The organism is Sporosarcina koreensis (genome assembly GCF_042655825.1).
GTDB classification, from domain to species: Bacteria; Bacillota; Bacilli; order Bacillales_A; family Planococcaceae; genus Sporosarcina; species Sporosarcina koreensis.
The window spans coordinates 12,300-31,735 of record NZ_JBHSNP010000025.1 but is presented as its reverse complement, the minus strand read 5'-3'; the positions used below and the strand labels follow the sequence as shown (position 1 = coordinate 31,735).

Annotated in this window: 21 protein-coding genes; 10 read left to right on the top strand and 11 right to left on the bottom strand. The window is 43.6% G+C overall.

Annotation, left to right across the window (positions count from 1 at the left end):
- Nucleotides 1–56 precede the first annotated feature (56 nt).
- Together ACFPTP_RS11065 and ACFPTP_RS11060 are read right to left on the bottom strand one after the other, a co-directional pair.
- Complete coding sequence (locus ACFPTP_RS11065) at nt 57–278, bottom strand: DUF1128 domain-containing protein (protein ID WP_381444772.1); 222 nt, start codon at nt 276–278, stop codon at nt 57–59.
- Between the two features lie 42 nt (nt 279–320).
- Nucleotides 321–1,709 (bottom strand): alanine/glycine:cation symporter family protein, encoded by a 1,389-nt coding sequence (locus ACFPTP_RS11060; protein ID WP_381444770.1) that lies wholly within the window; start codon nt 1,707–1,709, stop codon nt 321–323.
- A 259-nt stretch (nt 1,710–1,968) separates the two neighbouring features.
- Between ACFPTP_RS11060 and ACFPTP_RS11055 the strand changes: the two genes are divergently transcribed.
- Both ACFPTP_RS11055 and ACFPTP_RS11050 read left to right on the top strand, forming a co-directional pair.
- Nucleotides 1,969–2,346, top strand: coding sequence for a YtxH domain-containing protein (locus tag ACFPTP_RS11055; RefSeq protein ID WP_381444768.1), 378 nt, complete (start codon nt 1,969–1,971; stop codon nt 2,344–2,346).
- Nucleotides 2,347–2,435: 89 nt separating this feature from the next.
- The gene (locus ACFPTP_RS11050) at nt 2,436–3,353 is read left to right on the top strand and encodes a YihY/virulence factor BrkB family protein (protein ID WP_381445030.1); all 918 of its coding nucleotides are present in this window, start codon (nt 2,436–2,438) and stop codon (nt 3,351–3,353) included.
- Nucleotides 3,354–3,372: 19 nt separating this feature from the next.
- Here ACFPTP_RS11050 and ACFPTP_RS11045 read toward each other — a convergent pair whose 3' ends face one another.
- The 4 genes from ACFPTP_RS11045 to ACFPTP_RS11030 all read right to left on the bottom strand — a co-directional run bounded on the left by ACFPTP_RS11045 (nt 3,373) and on the right by ACFPTP_RS11030 (nt 7,907).
- On the bottom strand, nt 3,373–5,274 hold the full coding sequence (locus ACFPTP_RS11045) for a heavy metal translocating P-type ATPase (protein ID WP_381444765.1): 1,902 nt from the start codon (nt 5,272–5,274) through the stop codon (nt 3,373–3,375).
- A 179-nt stretch (nt 5,275–5,453) separates the two neighbouring features.
- Entirely contained in the window at nt 5,454–6,992 is a 1,539-nt protein-coding gene (locus tag ACFPTP_RS11040) for a fumarate hydratase (RefSeq protein ID WP_381444763.1), read from the bottom strand.
- Nucleotides 6,993–7,012: 20 nt separating this feature from the next.
- Nucleotides 7,013–7,189, bottom strand: coding sequence for an SE1561 family protein (locus ACFPTP_RS11035; protein WP_381444760.1), 177 nt, complete (start codon nt 7,187–7,189; stop codon nt 7,013–7,015).
- A 331-nt stretch (nt 7,190–7,520) separates the two neighbouring features.
- Nucleotides 7,521–7,907 carry an OsmC family protein gene (locus tag ACFPTP_RS11030; protein ID WP_381444758.1) on the bottom strand — a complete coding sequence of 129 codons (387 nt, stop codon included), beginning with the start codon at nt 7,905–7,907 and terminating at the stop codon, nt 7,521–7,523.
- Between the two features lie 74 nt (nt 7,908–7,981).
- Here ACFPTP_RS11030 and ACFPTP_RS11025 point away from each other — a divergent pair, with 74 nt between their 5' ends.
- Entirely contained in the window at nt 7,982–9,157 is a 1,176-nt protein-coding gene (locus ACFPTP_RS11025) for an MFS transporter (protein ID WP_381444754.1), read from the top strand.
- A gap of 330 nt (nt 9,158–9,487) precedes the next feature.
- Here ACFPTP_RS11025 and ACFPTP_RS11020 read toward each other — a convergent pair whose 3' ends face one another.
- The 3 genes from ACFPTP_RS11020 to ACFPTP_RS11010 all read right to left on the bottom strand — a co-directional run bounded on the left by ACFPTP_RS11020 (nt 9,488) and on the right by ACFPTP_RS11010 (nt 11,044).
- Nucleotides 9,488–9,919, bottom strand: coding sequence for a WapI family immunity protein (locus tag ACFPTP_RS11020; RefSeq protein WP_381444751.1), 432 nt, complete (start codon nt 9,917–9,919; stop codon nt 9,488–9,490).
- A 152-nt stretch (nt 9,920–10,071) separates the two neighbouring features.
- Complete coding sequence (locus ACFPTP_RS11015) at nt 10,072–10,356, bottom strand: hypothetical protein (protein WP_381444749.1); 285 nt, start codon at nt 10,354–10,356, stop codon at nt 10,072–10,074.
- A gap of 397 nt (nt 10,357–10,753) precedes the next feature.
- On the bottom strand, nt 10,754–11,044 hold the full coding sequence (locus ACFPTP_RS11010; RefSeq protein ID WP_381444747.1) for a TIGR04104 family putative zinc finger protein: 291 nt from the start codon (nt 11,042–11,044) through the stop codon (nt 10,754–10,756).
- A 250-nt stretch (nt 11,045–11,294) separates the two neighbouring features.
- Here ACFPTP_RS11010 and ACFPTP_RS11005 point away from each other — a divergent pair, with 250 nt between their 5' ends.
- Entirely contained in the window at nt 11,295–12,269 is a 975-nt protein-coding gene (locus tag ACFPTP_RS11005; protein ID WP_381444745.1) for a M23 family metallopeptidase, read from the top strand.
- Nucleotides 12,270–12,346: 77 nt separating this feature from the next.
- Here ACFPTP_RS11005 and ACFPTP_RS11000 read toward each other — a convergent pair whose 3' ends face one another.
- The gene (locus ACFPTP_RS11000) at nt 12,347–13,150 is read right to left on the bottom strand and encodes a polysaccharide deacetylase family protein (RefSeq protein ID WP_381444742.1); all 804 of its coding nucleotides are present in this window, start codon (nt 13,148–13,150) and stop codon (nt 12,347–12,349) included.
- 161 nt (nt 13,151–13,311) lie between these two features.
- Between ACFPTP_RS11000 and recX the strand changes: the two genes are divergently transcribed.
- The gene (gene recX / locus ACFPTP_RS10995) at nt 13,312–14,124 is read left to right on the top strand and encodes a recombination regulator RecX (RefSeq protein WP_381444739.1); all 813 of its coding nucleotides are present in this window, start codon (nt 13,312–13,314) and stop codon (nt 14,122–14,124) included.
- A complete protein-coding gene (locus ACFPTP_RS10990) occupies nt 14,114–14,443 on the top strand; it encodes a YfhH family protein (protein ID WP_381444737.1) in 330 nt (109 codons plus the stop codon). Before recX ends, ACFPTP_RS10990 begins: the two co-directional genes overlap by 11 nt.
- A gap of 46 nt (nt 14,444–14,489) precedes the next feature.
- On the opposite strand, the gene ACFPTP_RS10985 is transcribed toward ACFPTP_RS10990, so the two are convergent.
- Nucleotides 14,490–15,473 (bottom strand): metal-dependent hydrolase, encoded by a 984-nt coding sequence (locus ACFPTP_RS10985; RefSeq protein ID WP_381444734.1) that lies wholly within the window; start codon nt 15,471–15,473, stop codon nt 14,490–14,492.
- A 123-nt stretch (nt 15,474–15,596) separates the two neighbouring features.
- Between ACFPTP_RS10985 and mutY the strand changes: the two genes are divergently transcribed.
- The 4 genes from mutY (at nt 15,597) to ACFPTP_RS10965 (ending at nt 19,405) form a co-directional block, all read left to right on the top strand.
- Nucleotides 15,597–16,667 carry an A/G-specific adenine glycosylase gene (gene mutY / locus ACFPTP_RS10980; protein ID WP_381444732.1) on the top strand — a complete coding sequence of 357 codons (1,071 nt, stop codon included), beginning with the start codon at nt 15,597–15,599 and terminating at the stop codon, nt 16,665–16,667.
- 50 nt (nt 16,668–16,717) lie between these two features.
- Nucleotides 16,718–16,918 carry a gamma-type small acid-soluble spore protein gene (locus ACFPTP_RS10975; protein WP_381444729.1) on the top strand — a complete coding sequence of 67 codons (201 nt, stop codon included), beginning with the start codon at nt 16,718–16,720 and terminating at the stop codon, nt 16,916–16,918.
- 138 nt (nt 16,919–17,056) lie between these two features.
- Entirely contained in the window at nt 17,057–17,605 is a 549-nt protein-coding gene (gene ntdP / locus ACFPTP_RS10970; protein WP_381444727.1) for a nucleoside tri-diphosphate phosphatase, read from the top strand.
- Between the two features lie 54 nt (nt 17,606–17,659).
- Nucleotides 17,660–19,405 carry an ABC transporter ATP-binding protein gene (locus tag ACFPTP_RS10965; protein WP_381444725.1) on the top strand — a complete coding sequence of 582 codons (1,746 nt, stop codon included), beginning with the start codon at nt 17,660–17,662 and terminating at the stop codon, nt 19,403–19,405.
- Nucleotides 19,406–19,436: the final 31 nt, after the last annotated feature.

Here is a 19,436-nt window from a genome sequence, read left to right as displayed (position 1 = left end):
AAAAGCCGATGCTTCAGGATAATCCTGTTGCATCGGCTTTTTAAATTCTAGTCAATTCATTTTCTAAGAGATCCAAGTTCAGCGGCAATGGCTTGCATTTCATTCGGAGTGATCTTATCCCTTTTCATGACCATCTCGTAAATATAAACCAAGTCCTCATATTGGGAAGTGCTGAAGTTGTCCGCTTTCATTGCATCCACATTGACCATTCGTAATTTCTCTTTGATCTTTTCGATCATAAACGTTACATTTTCAGATGTTGGTTGTGTTAGATCCATAATGTCGTCCGCCCTTCATTAGCTTCGGACTTAATCATCACATTAATCGACAGAGCTGTCAACAGGTGCTGTCTTCCCCATTTTTTCAGCTTCTTTTTCCTCAATCATTTTAGCCTTGAATCGTTTTGTCTCCATGATAATCACGCCAGACAATCCAAGAAGACCGATCAAGTTAGGAATTGCCATCAAGCCGTTCAAGACGTCAGCAAGTAGCCAAACGACATCGAGGGAAACGACAGCCCCTACCATGATAAAGAGAACGAATGCAATACGATAACCTAATACGGCACCATTTTTAGGGAACAAGTATTGGAAACATTTTTCTCCGTAGTAGCTCCAACCGAGAATTGTGGATGTGGCAAAGAAAATTAAGCCGATTGCAACAACGATTGGACCGGCAGAACCAAGGAATTTTCCAAATGCTTCAGCCGTCAACGCGCCTGCATCAATCGATTTGTCTGTCCATTTACCGGACATGACGATAGTAACCCCAGTAATGGAACAGATAACAAGCGTATCGAAAAGCACTTGTGTCATCGAGATAAGCGCTTGACGTCCTGGCAAATCCGTTCTTGCAGCCGCGGCTGCAATCGGAGCGGAACCGAGACCTGCTTCGTTTGAGAATAGACCGCGGGCAACACCGAAACGGATAGCTGCACCAATTGCACCGCCTACAGCAGCTTCTCCTGTAAAGGCATATTTAAAAATCGTAGCAAAAGCTTCTGGGACTAGATTGATATTCATGATCATAACAATTGCACCGGCTATAAAATAGAAGAGCGCCATAATCGGAACGAAGAAAGCCGTAACCCGCCCGATTGATTTGATGCCCCCAAGGATGACGAGGGCTCCGAAGATGACAAGGGCAATCCCTGTAATCCAATGAGGTACATCGAATGTATTTTTCATAACGTCTGCAACAGCTTTTGATTGGGTACCGTTTCCGATTCCAAATGCTGCTAACGCACCAAAGATGGCGAATAAGATCCCTAGCCATTTTTGTTTCAAGCCGTGTTCCAAATAGTACATTGGTCCACCGGCCATTTCACCATTGGAGTCTTTGACGCGGTATTTAACAGCAAGGATGGCTTCCCCATATTTTGTAGCCATTCCGAAGAAACCAGCGAGCCACATCCAGAAGACCGCTCCCGGTCCACCCATATATACAGCTGTGGCGACACCAACGATATTACCGACACCGACAGTTGCCGCCATTGCGGTCATCAGTGCCTGGAACTGGGAAATATCCCCGTCCGCTTTCTTATCATGCTTGCGGGAAAAAACTTGTCTTAATGAATACGGCAATAACCGCACTTGGATAAATCCGAGTCTTACAGTTAAAAAGATACCTGTTCCCACAAGTAGAACAAGAAGTGGAGGTCCCCAAATAAATCCACTTGCCTTGTCCAAAAAGCCTGTGATTGCATCCATCCTACTACCCCCTTGTTTAGTTTGTCTTTGTTAAATGAACTACTCCCTACCCATCAATAGCTTCCCGGACTATTGACTCCCTTTCTTCGCCACTATCTAATACATTAGACTATTGGGAATATTGATAGTGTTACGGTTTATCTTCCTCAAATTTTTAGTATTAGTCAAGAGTTTTTTGCAAATTCGTGAAGATTGTTTGTTTTTTAATCCGGAGGGTATAATGATATATGCAAATTAGAATGATATTGGAGGGTTTTACGTGGGAAACAGCAAATTTGGAAGGTTTATCATGTTGGGGGCATTATTGGGTGGAGCCATCAGCATGTTCGATAGAAGCACCCGTTACCAGGTGAAGAGAAAATCAAGTGCGATGATTGAGCAAGTAGGATATTACTCAAAAAATCCGGATGTCCTAAAGCAAAAGTTGCAACAAAAGAAAGACAAGTACTTATCGATTTATGAACAATTTTCGGGTGATGCCGCATACATTAAGAATCAAGTCGAGGAATTGAAGACATTGACTCCCCAAGTGAAGGAGCTTGTCGTCGGCACAAAGGAAGCATTCGTTGATTCGAAAGAAGAATACAAGGAAATTGTCAACGAGGCGAAAGAAGGTATGGAACCAAAAAAGAACTAATGCACGGAAGGAGTGAGTCAGATGTGATACATAAAGACCCGTTACCTCCGAAAAAAGAAAAACGACCATCCGAAGAAAAAAGCGGATTCATGGCGAATAATAAAATCATGGCATTCTTTGATGATGTGAAGGATGGAGATTTAGAGAAATTCGATGTCACCACAGCGAAAGGATTTTGGAAAGAGCTCCTTGTGAGAATCAAGAAGGTGGATATCACCGGATTAGGTTCTCAGTTGGCTTTCTTTTTCCTATTGTCACTTTTCCCTCTATTAATCTTCTTGATAACGCTATTGCCTTTTTTGAATCTCGACGAATCCCAAGTGTTTCTATTCATTAGGGATTATGCTCCCGATAGCGTCTATACGCTTATCCATGATACCGTCGAGGAAATACTGAAAAACCGGAATGGGGGACTATTGTCCATCGGTGCATTGGCAACGATCTGGTCCGCCTCCAAAGGGATGAACGCTCTTACGAAGGCGATGAACCGTTCTTATTATGTTGAGGAAACAAGGTCATTCCTTGTTTCTAGGGCAATGTCCGTCGTATTTACGATTGCTTTGATCGCTGTTTTGATCATCGCATTGATATTACCTGTTTTCGGTCAACAGATCGGAATGCTAGCATTCTCCTACTTTGGCATGGAAGAAGGATTCCTGAAATTATGGGGGAGCATGCGGTGGGTGTTACCGCCAATTTTGATTTTCCTGGTTTTTTCCGCGCTTTATTGGGCGGTGCCGAATTTGAAGATCCGACTGAAAAGCGCGATGCCTGGAGCACTTTTTGCAACGGCAGGGTGGATATTGACATCTCTTGCTTTCTCGTATTATGTCGGAAGCTTTGCAAACTATTCAAAAACGTACGGAAGCATCGGGGGCATTATCGTCCTCATGATGTGGCTTTATTTTTCAGCGATCATCTTGATGCTAGGCGGTCAATTGAATGCGGTCATGACGGAACGCAAGCAAGCGAAGCTAGCAAAAGAAAAGAGCAATGCAGTCAACTGACATGCATTGCTCTTTTTCTTTATTCGACTTTATTCAACATCCGCAGTCCATTCAAGATGACGAGGATCGTGCTTCCTTCATGACCAATGACCCCTAAAGGAAGATCGACGACTTGCATGAAATTGGAGATGATCAGAATGGCGATGACAGCGACTGAAAAGAATACGTTTTGCTTTACAATCCGCTGCATCTTCTTGGAAACTTTCACCGCGTAAGAGATTCGGGTCAAATCATTTTGCATAAGGACAACATCAGCCGTTTCGAGTGCAACGTCAGTTCCATCGCCCATTGCAATGCCCGAAGTGGCGGTCGCCAAAGCGGGGGCGTCATTGATGCCGTCTCCTACCATTCCTACTTCTCCATATTCTTTCAGAAGCCGTTTCAATTCCTCGACTTTCATCTCCGGCAGACATTCCGCTGCAAACCGATCCAATCCTGCTTCTTTTGCAATTGCATTAGCCGTCTTTTCATTATCGCCGGTTAACATTATTGACCGGATCCCCAATTGCTTTAAATCGTTGACCGCTTGGATCGCTTCAGGGCGAAGCGTATCTTTCAGGGCAATGACAGCTAGAATCCCTTCTGCATCTTTCATAGAGACGACAGTCTTTCCTTCGTTTGAAAGCTTTTCGACAATGCCCTCATTGAATTGTACAATTAAATCTTTTCCAACGAACCTTGGATTACCGACAAGAACTTCCCCGGAATCTGTCCAAGCGCGGATCCCATATCCGGGAACATCCTCAATTTGCGGGTGCTCCCTTTGGAAAACTCCTTGTTCTTCGGCATAATTGACAATTGCAATTGCTAGCGGGTGATTCGATTGCGCCTCGATGCTAGAAAGCATAGCGAGTGCTGCATCGGCATTCTCATTTCCACGGACGATAAAATCGGTTACGACAGGCTTTCCGGAAGTCAACGTTCCGGTTTTATCAAAAGCGATTGCTTTCAATGAACCGAGATGCTCCAGATGAACGCCCCCTTTAAAAAGGATGCCGCGCTTCGCCCCGTTCGAAACAGCCGCCAGCGTCGCAGGCATGATTGATGCGACGAGCGCACAAGGGGAGGCAACAACCAAAAGGACGATAGCACGATAAAACGTCGTCGTCCAATCCCAGTCGAACAGATAATGTGGCAAAAACATCATGACGATGACTGTGAAAATGACAATTTTCACATACGTACCTTCAAATTTCTCGATAAATTGCTGGGATGGGGATTTTTCACTTTGTGCGTTTTGGACAAGCGTGATGATTTTTTGGAATAAAGTTTCCGAGCTAGGCTTTGTCATTTCCATTTGAATCGCGCCGCTTATATTGACGGTGCCCGCAAATAATTCATCATTCTCGGCCTTTGTAACAGGGACCGATTCGCCATTGATGGCCGACATGTCGACAGAAGTCGTCCCTTGGATGACAACACCATCGACTGGAATCCGTTCACCCGGTTTCACAAGAATCCTCGATCCTACGGATAGGGAAGAAGTGGCTACATTTACCGTAGAGCCATCTTCCTGGATGAGCCATGCCTCCTCGGGTTGCATCTCCATTAACGCGGAAATCTCTTTATGGCTTTTATTTAATGTGTACGTCTCAAGGGCGCCGCTAATTGCAAAGATGAAAATCAGGATCGCCCCTTCAGCCCAATAGCCGATAACGGCGGAGCCGATTGCCGCAAACACCATTAACATTTCGACATTCAGCTGTCTATCGGCGATCGTTTCCTCGATGCCTTCTTTCGCCTTGGCAAACCCGCCAATTAAAAAGGCGATAATATAAAGGGAAATCGAAAGCGTAGATGATCCATCTTTTCCAATCAACCAAGCGGCTAAAATCAGAATTCCCGCTACGATTGCAGCGATAAGCTCCAAATGTGCTGTCCAATGAGCGGGACTTTGCACTTCCTTTGTTTGCGTTGTCATTTATATCCCTCCTATTTGAGAATGAGTATCAAAATCAGTTTATGATAATAATTATGATGTGATAATGATTATAAATAACAGTATATCAGACTAAAAAGGAAAAGCAATAAGCAAAACTCAAAGGTTGGAAGGCGGACATGAAAAAGCCCCCGCACAATGAGTGCAAGGGCATAAGTGAATTAGCTAAAAACCTTTTCTTTAAATTGGGATAGTTTTTCCAGCGATGATTGGTCAACATCAGCGTGTAGGCTATTACCGTGTGAGTCCATCGTGACGACTGCGGTAAAGTCTTCAACGCGTAAATGCCACATCGCTTCCGGAATGCCGAATTGCAGAAGGTCAACGCCTTCAACCGCTTTAATGCAGTCTGCATAATATTGTGCAGCTCCGCCAATCGCGTTCAAGTAGACCCCGCCATGTTCCTGGAGCGCAGCAAGTGTTTTTGGCCCCATTCCGCCTTTACCGATGACAGCGCGGATGCCGAATTTCTTCATAATATCGCCTTGGTATGGCTCTTCACGAATCGATGTCGTCGGACCCGCCGCTACGATTTCGTAGCCGCCATCGTCATTTTTCAGGACAACCGGACCGCAATGGTAGATGATTTGGCCATCCAAATCGACAGGCGCGTCATTTTCCGAAAGATGCTTATGGATCGCATCGCGTCCTGTATACATGCGGCCGCTAATTTTAACGACGTCGCCTACTTTCAGGTCACGGATCTGTTCCTCGCTAATCGGGGCAGACAGTTCTACAACTCGGGATGACTGCTTCGTTTCTGCTTGTCCTTCATTTTGATCGAATGAAAGCTTTTCACCCTCATTATAGTGCCAATTCGTGACGGCACCTGTTGTTGCGTCAATGTCTACGGCCATGCGGCGATACGCCCAGCAGTTATAAGCAACCGATACATAGAAGCTCGCAGGGATGCGGTGCATGACGCCGATTTTACATCCTAATAATGTCGCCTCTCCGCCAAAGCCCATCGTACCGATGCCGAGTTTATTTGCAGACTCAAGAATATATGCTTCCATTTTCGCAAGGTCTTCGTTCGGATTCACATCGTCAACTGCCCTGAATAGCTGATCTTTCGCAAGCTCATAACCAGACGTGCGGTCGCCGCCGATTCCTACGCCGATGAAGCCGGCGGAACAGCCTTGTCCTTGCGCTTGGTATACGGAATGGAGGATGCATTTACGGATGCCGTCAAGATCGCGACCCGCACGGCCTAACCCTTCCAATTCCGTCGGCAAGCTGTATTGGATATTTTTATTCTCGCAGCCGCCGCCTTTTAGAATCAATTTCACTTCAATAAAGTCATTTTCCCATTGTTCAAATTTGATGACAGGAAGTCCGTCGCCAAGATTATCGCCACTGTTTTCTCCAGTGATCGAATCAACGGCATTCGGTCTCAGCTTGCCATCTTTTGTCGCTTGGATAAGCGCTTTTTTGATAGCAGCCTTGATTTCCAATTGATTGACGCCGATGGGTGTCTTGATTTTGAATGTTGGCAATCCTGTATCTTGGCAAATTGGAGATAGTTTGTCATCTGCCATATTGATATTTTTTGCAATCGTATCGAGACTCATTGCAGCCCGTGTGCCAGCGTCTTCTTGCTCTCTCGCAGCTTTTACGGCACGGCGGACATCTTTCGGAAGATTTGTGGACGTTTCGCAAATAAGGTCATACATGCTTTTCTCAAGTTGTTCTATGTACATTCTTATTTCCCCCTGGAGCATTATTGCTCTTTTTTTATCTTGATCATTTGGTTTTCCAATTCGTCTACCAAACCGATAAGCTGATCGATTTCCTGAAGGTCGGTTGTTTCGGGCTCGATCGCTTCAAGCTTCTCTAAAAATTGATGAAGACGATTTTTAAGCTCATCGACATGGCTGTTGCTTTGCCTTTTATCCAAACAAGTACACCTCTTTTCATCAATGTAATCGTATACGAATCACAAGTTTTTTTCAATGTACGAAGAGGTTGTAACGATAAAACGAAAATTCCGCTTAACAAAATGTTTACAATAGAAAATTATCATGCTATACTACAAATAATCAAATGGAAAAGGAGGCCGTAGTGTAGAGACGAATCGAATCCTTACGTAAAGGAGGGGATCCGTGAACGTTTGACGGCCCTAGCCGATAAACGCCTACGAATTATATGCAAATTGAAAGTGAAGGTTCTATTCATAAGTAAAGGCCCAGCCGTATTCTGATATCAGATATGGACTGGGCCTTTTTCATTCATGTTAAAAATTCATACGTTTCGACAACTTCGATCGAATCGATGACCGATTGTAGCATAGAACAGTTTTTCGCCGTCAATTGCATGATCTTCTCCATCTGTTCATCTTTGATTGTTTCCCTTTCAATCAGGAAATGAAGATGGATCTTTTCCACACGGTTTGCAATCTCTTCGTTCCGGACGACTTCCTTCACTTCGATAGTGATGTTTTTTGCCGGCATCCTTTTTCGTTCGAGAATCTTACGCAGCACGCCCCCACTGCATACCGCTAAGGATGAAACGAGAAGCTGGTAAGGACGGAAACCGTATTCATCATTTGCGGAAATTTGCAGTTTGCCAAACGTCGTTTCCGTTTCAAATCCGTTCTCAGTCATTTCGAATTTCATTCTAATCAATCCTCCTTATTCCACTTATGCTACTATTATAAGGTGGTTTCTCAAAAATAAGGAGCGTATTGCTTATGGTTACATCATTATCTGCCACACAGCGGCGGTTTTGGATTCTCGTCATCATTGTTTCAATTTCAGGCTTTTCCCAAGGGATGTTATTGCCGCTCATTTCCGCCATTTTCGAACGCGACGGAATTTCAAGTGCTTTAAATGGCCTAAATGCAACAGGCTTATACATAGGTACGCTTCTCGTGTCGCCTTTCATGGAAGCGCCATTACGTAAATATGGGTACAAACCCGTCATCATAGTTGGCGGCATTCTTGTCTTTTCGTCATTGCTTCTGTTCCCGTTGTGGAAACATATCGTCTTTTGGTTCATCTTACGTTTATTGATCGGCATTGGAGATCATGCCCTTCATTTCTCCACACAAACGTGGATCACGAGTACTGCTGAGCCGCATCGATTAGGCAGGAATATTGCAATCTACGGCTTGTCATTCAGCTTAGGCTTTGCCGCAGGGCCGCTTTTCGCGCCGCTTGTCAACATCTATGAAGGATTGCCGTTCATCGTGTCGGGATTATTGTGCATGTCCGCATGGCTGCTCGTCTTCAATTTGAAAAATGATTTTCCTGAAGTAATGAAAGGGAATGTGGAGGCGGGAAGTTTTGTAAAACGGTCTAAACGCACAATTGCGATTGCATGGATCGCTTTTTTAGGCCCCTTCGGTTATGGATTCCTGGAATCTTCATTGAATGCGATGTATCCTGTCTATGCCTTACGAAGCGGAATGGAGCTCACTTCTGTCTCCATGATCCTCGCCATTTTTTCAGTCGGTGGCATCGTTTCACAGCTGCCGCTCGGTATGCTTTCGGACAAGTTCGGACGCCAGACGATTTTACCGATCACGTATGGGGGCGGGGCAATCGCATTCTGGGCTGCGAGCATGATGGGGAATTCAGTCCCATTCATCATGCTGGCTGTATTCGTCGCAGGCCTTTTCGTCGGCTCGATCTTTTCACTTGGCATTTCATACATGTCTGATTTGACGCCAAAGGATCTTTTACCGACTGGCAACTTGCTTTGCGGCATCTTTTTCAGCATCGGCAGCCTGACAGGCCCGTTTGCAGGCGGCCTTTTCCTGGAGTTCATTGAGAATGTGAGTTATTTACTCATCATCTCCATCGTGTTCGCGGTTTTGTTTTTCATCTCGCTATACGACATGAAAAGAAAAAGCATCCTTATTTAAGGACCAAAGATAACTGTTGCTTTCCGTTCCGGCGCACGCTTTCATTCTGCTCGCAACGCTACGCTTGTGCTCGCAAACGCCGTTCATCGTAACGGCGTTCGCAGGAGTCGGCGCCTGCACTCCAAGCAACGGTGCCTTTTATGCATAAAAAGTTCTTTCACATAAATAACAGCTTTATCCGCATATACATATATATAAACAGTGAAATAGCTATATAAAAACATCCCGCCCAAAAACGCTTGGAGTGTCTTTGGGCGGGATGTTTTACTACCCTTCTTCAACTAAAGCACCGGTTCGTTGAACGAAGGATTATAAAAATTGAGTTTCTTACTATGGTTTACCTATGACAGGAAAATGAGTAATGATATCATCTAATTCTTTTATTAGCATATTTAAATATGTCTGATCTGATTCAAATTTAAATTCAAGTACAGCACCATTTCCTGCTGGATAGCAAGTCTCTGCATTCCATTTGATTTTACCTAACTTATCTATTTCACCTTCAAACTCTAAATTACCCTCTAAATTTGTAAGGCTTGCCTTTCCTCTTAACGATTGACGTAATGATTTAAGTTCATTTAGGAACTTTCTTATTTCGTCTGTTCTTAAATCTGCATCAAAACTTACCTTATAACCTGGAATCTCTATTTTAATAGTCGCATTAACCCAATTAGCATCCCAGTAATCAGAACTGTTAGGATAACTTCGATACAACACATCTATTTCTACTTTTGTTTCCTCGCCTAAAAGATAGAATTTCATTAAAAACACCTCTAATTCATTTTGATAAAGGAATGAATGGGATGAATTAAATAAAACCTTATTGAACTAAACTGCTGCTTTAGTTGAAAAAGATAAATGAGCAGCAAAAGCAGCTCTACGAACCTCAAGTAAAGCACCCGTTACACGCACTCTCAGTCATCTCTTTTACTTTGAGTAAATAACACATTGATAATGTAATCAATAATAGCGCCATAGATTAACCACAAGATAAAGTGCACCAAAAAGCCTGGAAAAAGGATTTTTAAATGTTCATTATCATACAGATAACCATTACTGTTTAGCGCTCCAAATATTTTTACTAGCAAGGGATCGAAGGCGAATACTATGTCTTTAACTGGGTTCCACAACAATTCAAATATATAGTGAATGATTGCTATTACAGGCAACCAAAAGGCAAAACGTTTTAACAGCGACATGAATTTTACACCCCTCAACCGATTATCGAACACTAGTTAAGCAACGCTCTTAAACTAAACTACCGCGTTAGTTCAAGAACTAATTGTCTTTTCTCCTAGTGTCAATTTTCTTGACCAGTAAAAACATAACAAACCAGAAATTAATAAAATAAGAAAAGGAACAATGGCTAGTCCAGGTATTACTATCGTCCAATAAAGTGCGTATGCACATAAAGCAAAGATTAACCAACTGATTATAAGTAAAAAGCTAGACGCAAACTCTTTTAGTGCCATAACACATCATCCTCTCTAATAATTCATTTTGACTTAAAAAGGCATCTCAAACTAAACTGCTTAGTTCAATTAGGAAAAAAGATTGTCCAAGTAACCCATGATCTTTCCTGTTAGTGTATGTACGTTAGTTCAAAGACTTTTTATAAGTAACAAGAAAAGGTGCCAACATAGAACCAATAATTAGAATAAAAATAGCTATAACAAGTGTCACAACACCATTGCTAAAAGGGGACAGAAAAAAACCGAAAGAGAGCATAGGGAAAATAGTTAAAGAGACAAAAATTAACCTGCTTGGCATTGTTATCTTATGTGTTGTTTCGCATTCGTTACATTTAATAGGATTATAATTCCACCATAAGGATTTATATATTTTGCGCCAACTAAAATGTGCATTGCATTTTCCGCATTTTTGCAAAGCTAATGACCTCCATTATTATTTCTAAATTTCTTAGTAACCTGCCCTGTTAGATGAAGAACACCATTTCATAATCTTTAGTTTATTTTAACATAGATTCCTTAGCTTCCTTCTATATTTCTCCATCCCATATTCCCGGAATAACTAAAATAGCAGGCTTCTTACTTGAGCTTAGTCCCTGTTTATGAAACTTTTTCGTTTAATTACATGTAGTATTACATAATCAGAAGTTTATAAGGAGGGGGCATGCTTGAGGTACTTGAGTTTTTTGTTATTACTAGTTGCTTTTTCAACTGTTTTCTTAACCGCTTGTACTACTGGAGAAGAGGTAGAAGAAATTAAGGAAGAAGATACTGATCAAGGTGAGAAACTGTTGAAGCCGAAGGAACTATCCGATGCTTTTCTAAATGGGAATTATGAGAAGGTGTACAGTCAGACGAGTAAAGCGTTTCAGAAGGCAGTTTCCTTAAAGCAACTTCAGGAGTTAGGTGAAGAATTTAATAAAGACATTACCACGTATACATTACAATCTGAACTTCCTTATGGGAATGGCTCTAATCAATACGTTTGGATAGATGATAGCGGTTCTAAAGGGATGCTGGCAGTTTTTGATGTGGAGGATACTATCCAAGGAATACAGTTTATACCACTTGATATGTATCCAGAAACTGACAACATTTATACAGAAACAGTATTTGACTTTCCTTTTCAGGGTAAGTGGTTTGTGCTCTGGGGAGGGACAAACAACCTGATTAATTACCATTATGCATATGAAAACCAACGCTATGCATATGATTTTTTGACAATGAATGAGAACAGCACCTATGAAGGGGATCCGACTTTAAATGAAAGCTATTATGCATTTGGTAAGGAATACCTTGCCCCGGCTGATGGAATGGTTGTTAAAGTGGAAAATAGTGTGAAGGATAATACACCAGTTGGCAGAATGAATGACAAGCAGCCATTTGGGAATTATGTCATCCTTGACCATGGCAATAAGGAATTCAGTTATCTTGTTCATTTCAAACATCAGTCGATCGTAGTAAAGGAAGGGGATCAGGTTAAAAAGGGTGACCTGCTTGGACTAGTTGGTAATTCAGGGCATTCCAGTGAACCGCATATCCATTTTCATGTGGCTGATTCTCCGGATCCCATGACTTCCAAAAGCATTAATATTACATTCGATCGGAAGGATAAATTTATCCAAGGGGATTTTGTGGAATAAGTTATTATAGAAAAGACCGCTATTCTAATTCGAATTGGCGGTCTGTTTTATGCATTGAGTTATGTTTACTTCCGGATTCACCGCAAGATCGAATGGACGTTTTCGTATTCCATGACGAGATCGTCCAATGTCCGGAATTCATAACCTGCTTTCTTGGCGTCTCGAATGAAATCTGGGAGAGCCTCTGCATTATCGGGCGATACGGTATGCATGAGAATGAGTGCCCCAGGATGAAGCTGATTCATAAGTTCATTGTAAGCATAGTCGCGGCCACGAGGTTTATTGGCATGCCAGTCTATAAATGCAACAGACCAGAAAATATGGCGGTAGCCCAACTCATTGCCTTTGCTTAATACGGCATCATTGAAGATCCCCTCAGGCGGTCTTGTATACACAGTCCGTTTGACGCCTGCCGTCTTATAAAGCAACTCATCGAACTTTGTCCATTCCTCTTCCATTCTTGCTTCGGATAGATTCGCCATATTCGGATGTCCATAGGAATGATTTCCGATAATATGCCCATCCTTCACCATCCTTTGGACAAGTGGGGCGGCACTTTTCAAATAGTGTCCCGTTAGAAAGAACGTCGCAGGGACTTCCTCTTTTTTCAAAGCATCCAGAATCTTTTCCGTATAGCCATTTTCATAGCCATTGTCGAAAGTCAAATAGGCGATTTTTTCGTCCGGTTTGCCTTTGTAGATGGCGCCATGTTTATCAAGCATTGATTCCAAAGCGGGTCCTGCATTCGGCGGGACGCCATTCGTCGCCTTCTTGAAACCCCAATGGAATTCTTCAGCCTTTGCTGCGAACGGATTGAATAGAATACCGACAACGATTATGAATGCAGCCATAAGTATTCCAGGGCCATGTTGTTCAACCATAAATTGCACATCTCCTTTTTGAGTAGGATGTGCGAATTGAAAGGGAATATACGCCTCTTCCAGCAGATTATCCAAAGCTGAGGTAAGTACAGGGTAATCTTAAGATGACCTCCTCGAATAGAACATGTATACTGATAGATAGCGAGGGAGGTCGAATCGATTTGCCTGTTATAACGAAAATAACACAACAAAAACGTGATAACGAACGTTATAATATATTCCTGGATGAAACCTATGCATTCAGTGTCCACGAGTCCGTCCTCGTCAAATTCGGACTGACAAAAGGAATGCAGCTCGACGAATGGTCGATGGACGAAATCACATACGAAGACCAAATCGAAAAAGCCTTCAACCGTGCACTCCACTACCTATCCTTCAGAATGCGAAGCGAATTCGAAGTGAAAAAGAAACTGATGGACTTGGAATTCGGCGAAGCCGTCGTCCTCGAAGCAATCGTCAAATTAAGAAGACTTGGGTTCCTCGATGATGAGGCATTTTCCGAGGCATTAATGCGAACGCAAAAAAACGCATCGAATAAAGGTCCAAAAGCGATCCAACAAGAATTGCAGAAAAAAGGGGTCGGGAAGGAGTTGCAACAGCAAGTGCTTGAAAACTATTCAGAAGAAGAACAATTTGCAGTCGCAAAAAAACTAGCCGAAAAAGCAGCTAGATCAAACAGTTCAATCGCTCCTGCACAACTAAAGCAAAAAATCCAAAATGCACTTGCCCGAAAAGGATTCTCCTTCGAACTGATCAACAGTGTCATGGAGGAAATTGACTTCGGCAGAGATGAAGACGAATGGGATTCGATCATCAGCAATGTCGGCGAGAAGGCTTGGCGTCGTTATCAGTCCAAGTTTTCCGGATATGAACTGCGGAAACGGGTAAAGCAGGCGATGTACCAAAAAGGGATACCGTTCGAACGGATCGACAGTTTCATCGAAAAAAAGGAGCTCGAAGAAGATGGAGACTAAAAAATATAGCGAGATGAATGAACACGAGTTACGGTCGGAAATCGGGATTCTAATGGAAAAGGCGCGCAAGGCTGAGCAGTTGGGCATGATCAATGAGTTTGCGGTCTATCAGCGGAAAGCGCTCATGGCGAAATCATATATGATCGACCCTTCAACAATCATTCCAGGAGAAATCTACAAAATCGAAGGCGATGAAGGCGTCTTTTTTCACGTCGACTATTTGAAAGGCCGATTTGCATGGGGATACCGGTTAGGTGGCGAGCGTGCAGAAGAGGCATTGCCGATTGCGATGCTGCAAGCCGTGAAAACGGGCAAATAACATTCAAAAGCTTGCCAATCACGTATTCGGCAAGCTTTTGCATGTCTTAAGAATTCGGAATGAAGTTCAACTTTTTCCGGAGCTTGTCCTCCGAAAAAATCCATCCCGTATAGGAATTGATGACTTCCATGTCATCATTGATGTGCGCAACAGCAACGAACGGGTAATAGCTTTTGCTGCGGTAACGTAAATCGATAAGGCGTACTTCATACAGATGGCCGACATAGGAGACTTCCCATCTGTAGATCGGCGAAAATGAGACGAATGCCTGGATATTCCGATCTTCCATCGCCGCATCGATATAGGGTGATTTCGGCATCGGCTCGCGTTCGAATCGGTCGTAAATATTGACGGAACGGCCGTATGCCCGGCCGACATAGTGGCATTCCTTATTGGAAGCGGCAACCCGCCATTGGAAGAAATGCATCGTCGGCGCGATGAAAATATCATCGGCATCCGGTATCGTATTCTGTACAGCATGCTTTACGGCCGCTTTGACAGCAAACCGCAATAAATAATAGAAGAAAACCACAATATACAAAAGCGTGAAAGTCAGAACCGGTTCTGCTCCGAACATCCATGCAGTGATTGCGATAAGATGCAATGCAAAGATTATCGGATCAAATGTGTTGATGACTCCGATGGCGACCCATTGATTGGAAAATGGCCGTAAAGCCTGTGTGCCGTAAGCGTTGAAGATATCTACGAATACGTGTAAAAACACGGCCAAGAAGGTCCAAGCCCAAAGATGGTAGAAAGCCGCATCGGGGAAAATGAACGATAGCAAAATCGATATGACGAGCGGCCACAGCAGGACGGCAGGCACCGAGTGGGTAATTCCGCGATGATTCCGTATATAAACCGCATTATTCCTCAATTTAAGGACAGTATCGACATCGGGGATTAACGAGCCCGATACAACGCCTATAAAAACGGCCGTCATTGTGACGGAGTCTGAGGCAACGACTGGATCCGCCAATGTCAAACCGCAAATGGCGGCACCCATGACAATATGTGTTCCGGTATCCAAAAAATCACTCCTTTACATCGCCTCTGAGGTGGCAATTAAACAAAGTTGAACAATTATATTTCTACATTAAAGTATATACCCTATTTTTCATTAACGAAAAGCATATGCAAAACGGAGGTATTCATGCAACTCTTTGAACGGAAACTGGAAAATGAATTCAGGAAAGCATTGATCTCGTGGTATTTAGAAGAAAAAAGGGATTTGCCGTGGAGAAGAACGTCAAATCCTTATTATATATGGGTGTCTGAAGTGATGCTCCAACAGACGCGTGTAGACACGGTCATCCCTTATTATGAACGGTTTATCGAAAGATTTCCGTCGCTTGCTGATTTGGCCTATGCGAAGGAAGAAGACGTTTTGAAAATGTGGGAAGGACTCGGATATTATTCCCGCGCCCGGAACTTGCAAGCTGGTGTGAAGGAAGTTGTAGAGGAATACGGCAGCTGGATTCCCGAAACGCGGAAGGATATTTCCAAACTGAAAGGTGTCGGCCCATATACCGCAGGGGCTGTGCTGAGCATCGCTTTCGACGTTCCAGAGCATGCCGTCGATGGGAATGTCATGAGGGTGCTGTCCCGGATTTTATTGATTGAAGAAGATATTGCGATTCCGCGTACACGAAAGATATTCGAGGAAGTCGTCATGGCATTGATTGACAAAGAAGATCCGTCATCGTTCAATCAGGGCTTAATGGAACTTGGGGCGACAATTTGCACGCCACGGCCGAAATGTCTGCTTTGCCCTGTCCGTGATTTCTGCACGGCGTTCCATGAAGGCAGACAGGAAGAATTGCCGGTGAAATCGAAGAAAGTGAAGATGAAGACAGTGCCGATGCATTCCATTGCCATCCGGAATACCGAAGGGAAATGGCTGTTGACGCAACGTCCGTCAAAAGGACTGCTTGCGAATATGTGGGAATTTCCAATGGTTGAAAACATCCCGGTTTCTTTGGAGGATATGGTGAAAACTGAATTTGGAATGAACATCGGATCACTTGCGCCATTGACCGAGTTCCGACATGTCTTTTCGCATCTGACTTGGGAGATGAAAAGTTATATGGCGGTGACGGACGATGCAGCGCCTGAAGGCTTTGAATTCTTTTCGACCGAAGAAGTTGAAGCGCTGCCAAAAGCGGTGCCCGTCATGAAAATTTGGGACGAAGTGAAAAATCGATTGTTTGTCAAAAAAACATAGAATAAAACGAACTGCTTTGAACATCATAGTGGTTACGGAGGTGAAAATCCATGACAAACAAAAATCGAAACAGCGCTAATCAACAACAAACGCAAGCTTCGTTCACAAACCCAAACAAAGTCAAACAACAAATCATGTCTGAAGAGTTTGGATCTGAAACAGATGTGAACGAGGTTCGCCAACAAAACCAGCAATCACAGATGAACAAAACATCTGGTGGAGCTGGCGGTTTCGAAAATCAGTCGAAATAATGGATTGACATCACCTGCCGGCAGCTTAAGCTGCCGGTTTTTTTGTCTATACTGAAGCGTAAACGTTTCAATTTTGATTGGCCAATTGGTATAATGTACGAATATTAGGGTTTCTGAAATTTAAAGGTGGTTTTACGAATGACAATACCGAAGGAAGGCGAAACGATACAGGTACATAGCTACAAGCATGACGGCAATATCCACCGTGTTTGGCAAGAAACGACCGTGTTGAAGGGGACGCGGAATATTGTAATCGGGGCAAACGAAAGGACGCTCGTAACGGAAGCGGACGGAAGGACGTGGCTGACAAGGGAGCCTTCAATCTGTTACTTCCATGCCGAGCATTGGTTCAATATCATTTGCATGCTGCGTGAGGACGGGGTTTATTATTATGTGAATATGAGTTCACCCTTCGTCTATGACCACCAAGCATTGAAATATATCGATTACGACCTCGATGTGAAAGTCTTTCCGGATATGAGTTATTTGATTTTGGATGAAGATGAGTATGACGATCATAAAAAGAAGATGAACTATCCCGAAGTGATCGATCAAATATTGAAGCGCAATATGGATAAACTGCTCATGTGGATCAAACAGCGCAAAGGACCATTTGCACCGGACTTCATCGAAGTATGGACTTCAAGGTATCAGTTCCATAAACAGGTAAAGAAAAATGATCAATGAGAGCCTGTCTGCGTTTAAGCAGTTAGGCTTTTTATTGTTCGAAGGAGGATGAAAATGGGAGACAGTATAAAACGATATTTGAAATTTGTTAAGCCGTACAATTGGCAAATCATGTTGACGATCTTAATCGGCGTCGTCAAATTTGCAATTCCTTTGTTCATTCCATACCTTATTAAAATTGTCATCGACGATATTATCATGGCGGATACGCTGACCGATGCGGAGAAGACGAAGCAGCTTTTCATATGGCTCGGGGGGACTGTATTACTGTTTTTCATCATCAGGCCGCCAGTTGAGTATTATCGCCAATATTATGCGCAATACGTCAGCAATAAAATCCTCTATGATATCCGTGAGAATCTGTATGCGCATTTGCAGAGGCTCGGTCTGCGCTATTATTCCAATACCCGGGCGGGAGAGGTCATTTCACGTGTCATCAATGATGTCGAACAGACGAAGAATTTCGTCGTGATCGGCTTAATGAATGTATGGCTGGACCTGGCGACGATTGTCATTGCGACATGTATCATGCTGACGATGGATGTTCCGTTGACGATTGTGACATTGCTCGCATTCCCTTTTTATGCCTACAGTGTGAAGCATTTCTTTGGAAAACTCCGGGATTTGACGAGGAAGCGATCGCAGGCGCTTGCGGACGTACAAAGTTATTTGCATGAACGGGTGACCGGGATCAGCATCATCAAAAGCTTTGCGCTTGAGGAAAAAGAGCAGGAGCGTTTTGATGAAACAAATGGAAATTTCCTTGACAAGGCACTCGATCATACGAGATGGAATGCAAAAGCATTTGCAGTTGTGAATACGATTACCGACGTCGCTCCTTTGCTTGTCATATCCTATGCGGGCTACCAAGTGATCAATGGTCCTTTGTCTGTCGGTGTGATGGTCGCTTTCATTGCGTACATAGATCGTCTGTACAATCCGTTGAGACGATTGGTTAATGCTTCAACTTCCCTGACACAATCATTCGCTTCAATGGATAGGGTCTTCGAACTGATGGAGGAGCCTTATGATATTAAAGATAAGAGCGGTGCAAAAACATTGCCGTGGATCGAGGGCGAAATCCAATTCGATCATGTCGGTTTTTCATATGGGGAAGATGAGGATCCGGTGCTGCGTGACGTCAACTTCACGGTCAAACCGGGTGAGACGGTAGCATTGGTCGGCATGAGCGGCGGAGGGAAGTCGACGATCGTCAGTCTGATTCCGCGGTTTTATGATGTGACGGAGGGCTCGATCCGGATTGACGGATATGATTTGCGCGATGTTCAATTGAAGTCGTTGCGTGACCAAATTGGGCTCGTTCTCCAAGATAGCATCCTCTTCAGCGACTCGGTGAGGAGCAATATTTTGATGGGCAATCCGGACGCGACGGATGAAGAAATGATTGCTGCCGCTAAAGCTGCAAATGCACATGATTTCATCGAATCGCTGCCGGAAGGATATGATACGACTGTCGGGGAGCGAGGCGTGAAATTGTCGGGCGGGCAGAAACAGCGCATTGCAATTGCTCGCGTATTCTTGAAAAATCCGCCGCTGCTCATTTTGGATGAAGCGACATCCGCGCTGGACCTTGAAAGTGAAGCGCTCATCCAAGAGTCGCTTGAAAGGCTTGCGAGTGACAGGACAACTGTCATTGTGGCACACCGGCTATCGACGATCACCCACGCGGACAAGATCTTTGTCATCGATCATGGGGAATTGAAAGAAGTCGGAAACCATGAGGAACTGATGGCGCAACAAGGCATTTACTATAATCTGTTTCAAGTTCAATCGATATAAAACGTGAAGCTGCCGGACATCCGGCAGCTTT

What these genes read in the sequence shown, in the direction of transcription:
- ACFPTP_RS11065 (WP_381444772.1), bottom strand. Translation starts at nt 278, where the DNA reads ATGGATCTAACACAACCAACATCTGAAAATGTAACGTTTATGATCGAA.
- ACFPTP_RS11060 (WP_381444770.1), bottom strand. Translation starts at nt 1,709, where the DNA reads ATGGATGCAATCACAGGCTTTTTGGACAAGGCAAGTGGATTTATTTGG.
- ACFPTP_RS11050 (WP_381445030.1), top strand. Translation starts at nt 2,436, where the DNA reads ATGGCGAATAATAAAATCATGGCATTCTTTGATGATGTGAAGGATGGA.
- ACFPTP_RS11045 (WP_381444765.1), bottom strand. Translation starts at nt 5,274, where the DNA reads ATGACAACGCAAACAAAGGAAGTGCAAAGTCCCGCTCATTGGACAGCA.
- ACFPTP_RS11040 (WP_381444763.1), bottom strand. Translation starts at nt 6,992, where the DNA reads ATGTACATAGAACAACTTGAGAAAAGCATGTATGACCTTATTTGCGAA.
- ACFPTP_RS11030 (WP_381444758.1), bottom strand. Translation starts at nt 7,907, where the DNA reads ATGAAATTCGAAATGACTGAGAACGGATTTGAAACGGAAACGACGTTT.
- ACFPTP_RS11025 (WP_381444754.1), top strand. Translation starts at nt 7,982, where the DNA reads ATGGTTACATCATTATCTGCCACACAGCGGCGGTTTTGGATTCTCGTC.
- ACFPTP_RS11020 (WP_381444751.1), bottom strand. Translation starts at nt 9,919, where the DNA reads ATGAAATTCTATCTTTTAGGCGAGGAAACAAAAGTAGAAATAGATGTG.
- ACFPTP_RS11015 (WP_381444749.1), bottom strand. Translation starts at nt 10,356, where the DNA reads ATGTCGCTGTTAAAACGTTTTGCCTTTTGGTTGCCTGTAATAGCAATC.
- ACFPTP_RS11000 (WP_381444742.1), bottom strand. Translation starts at nt 13,150, where the DNA reads ATGGTTGAACAACATGGCCCTGGAATACTTATGGCTGCATTCATAATC.
- ACFPTP_RS10990 (WP_381444737.1), top strand. Translation starts at nt 14,114, where the DNA reads ATGGAGACTAAAAAATATAGCGAGATGAATGAACACGAGTTACGGTCG.
- mutY (WP_381444732.1), top strand. Translation starts at nt 15,597, where the DNA reads ATGCAACTCTTTGAACGGAAACTGGAAAATGAATTCAGGAAAGCATTG.
- ACFPTP_RS10975 (WP_381444729.1), top strand. Translation starts at nt 16,718, where the DNA reads ATGACAAACAAAAATCGAAACAGCGCTAATCAACAACAAACGCAAGCT.
- ntdP (WP_381444727.1), top strand. Translation starts at nt 17,057, where the DNA reads ATGACAATACCGAAGGAAGGCGAAACGATACAGGTACATAGCTACAAG.
- ACFPTP_RS10965 (WP_381444725.1), top strand. Translation starts at nt 17,660, where the DNA reads ATGGGAGACAGTATAAAACGATATTTGAAATTTGTTAAGCCGTACAAT.